The sequence below is a fragment of the Spirillospora sp. NPDC049652 genome (genome assembly GCF_040675125.1).
Lineage (GTDB): Bacteria > Actinomycetota > Actinomycetes > Streptosporangiales > Streptosporangiaceae > Spirillospora.
The window spans coordinates 1-1,999 of sequence record NZ_JBFAOF010001165.1 but is presented as its reverse complement, the minus strand read 5'-3'; the positions used below and the strand labels follow the sequence as shown (position 1 = coordinate 1,999).

Annotated in this window: 1 protein-coding gene; it reads right to left on the bottom strand. The window is 77.2% G+C overall.

Annotated features, from left to right (window positions below):
• Positions 1–31: 31 nt before the first annotated feature.
• The gene (locus tag AB0J52_RS38120) at positions 32–1,867 is read right to left on the bottom strand and encodes an ABC transporter permease (RefSeq protein ID WP_500187875.1); all 1,836 of its coding nucleotides are present in this window, start codon (positions 1,865–1,867) and stop codon (positions 32–34) included.
• Between the last annotated feature and the right edge of the window lie 132 nt (positions 1,868–1,999).

Sequence of the window (1,999 nt, the reverse complement as noted above, 5' to 3'; positions counted from 1 at the left end):
GGAACGGCGCGTACTGCTTGCGCGTGTACGGCTAGGACTCGACCGACCAGACCTCGAAGGGCCTTCCGGTGATCCGCCCCTCCATGCCGAGCCCCGCCTCCTCGTCCACGACCAGCGCGTCGTCCCCGAGACCGGTGACCGTGCCGCTCGCGACGTCCAGCCGGACGGTCCTGGCCAGGTCGCTCCCCCGGACGATCCGCGCCTCGTAGCGCCTCAGCATCCCGCCGTCGCCGATCGCGTACACCGCGGTCGGCACGGACGGCACCGCCTCGACGGCAGGAACGGCCCGCAACCGTTCCAGCACGACGTCGCTGACCGTTCCGCCGCCGACCGGGCGGACCACGAAGTCCGCCCGGTCCCGCTGCCGGGCCTCGGCGGTCCTGGTCGCCTCGACCGTGGAGTCCGCGCCGAGCAGCGCCCCGGCCAACCCGACCGCGACCAGGACGGGCGCGGCGACCGCCGCCGTGCGCCGGGCCGCGACCAGGGTGTTCTCCCGCACCAGCATCCCCGTCGCCCCGGCGAAGCGGTTCAGCGGCCAGGTGAGCAGCCGCGTCAGCCCCGGCACGACCAGCGGCGCGAGCAGCGCGGCGCCCGTGATCAGCAGCATGGCCGTCGGCGTGTACCCCTTGCGGTTCGCGGCCGACGCGGGATCGCTCACCGCGGTCATGGCCATGGTCGCGAGGCCGGTGCCGAGCGCCGCGATCCCGAGCAGCAGGCGGACGGGCGTCATGGCCCGTCCCTCGACGCGGGTCTCCCGCAGCGCCTCCGCCGGACGCACCCGTCCCGCCCGCCGCGAGGCCGCCGCCACTCCCAGGAGGGACACCGCGAGGCCGGTCGGGAACGCGACCGCGAACGGCCACACGGTCAGATGGACGGCGAATCCCGAGGGCGCGAGGCCGTGCCGGACGAGCATGTGCGCCAAAAGCCGCGCGGCCGGTGGGGCAACCGCGCATCCGGCGGCCGAGGCGAGCAGCCCGACGAGCAGCGACTCGGTCCGCAGCATCCACCGGATCTGGCGCGGGGTCGCGCCGACGAGCCGCAGCAGCGCCAGCTCGCGCCGCCGCCGGGTCACGGCCAGCGCGGACGTGGACGCCACGACGAAGACCGCCACGAACCCGGCGATGCCCGCGGCGACGCCGAGCAGCACGGCGGTGTCGTCCAGCGCGCGGCGCTCGCGGTCCGGGTCGGGATCGGCGCCGTGCCGGTCCGCGCCGGTGAGCACCTCGGCGGAGGACCCGGCCGCGCGGCGCGCGGCGTCCGGGGAGCCGGTGACAGCGAGGGCGTCCACGCGGGGCGACAGCCGGGCCGCCTCGGCGTCGGCGAAGAACACCGCGTGCTCGAACCCGGCCGGCGCGGTGACCCCGGAGACGGTGTACGTCCGCACCGCCGTGCCGGTCACCACCTCCACGCGGGTCCCCGGCCGCGCTTCTCCGGCGGCGACGACGATCTCTCCGGGGGCGTGCGGAGCGGTCCCGGCGAGCAGCCGGTAGCCGCCGAAGCGCGCCACCGACCAGGGATGCCCGACGGTCGTCGGCCCGTCGCCGACCACGTGGGCGGGGAAGGCGCGGTCCCGGACGACGGGGACGGCGGCGCTCACCCGCGCCACCAGGTCGGGCGGAAGTCCCTTGGAGGCTTCGAGGGTGCGGTGCCCGGTCCGCGGACCGCTCGTCACGGTGAGCGTCCGGACGGGCCGCACCACCGCGCCGGCCTGCGCGAACCGCTGCGGCCTCGGCGTCGCCGGGTCGAGCGCCGCGGCGAGGGCCAGGCCCATGGCGGCGGTCATCGCCACGCCGAGCATGAGGGCGGTGAACGTCCCCGCCAGCGAGAGCCGGCGGGTGCGCAGCGTGGACAGGGCGATGCTCAGCACGCGCGCGCCTCCAGCCGGGTGACGTGCGCGGCGACCTGCTCGGGCGAGGCCCCGGCGAGTTCGCCCGCGAGCCGTCCGTCCGCCAGGAAGACCACGCGGTCGGCGCGGGACGCGGCGACCGGGTCGTGGGTG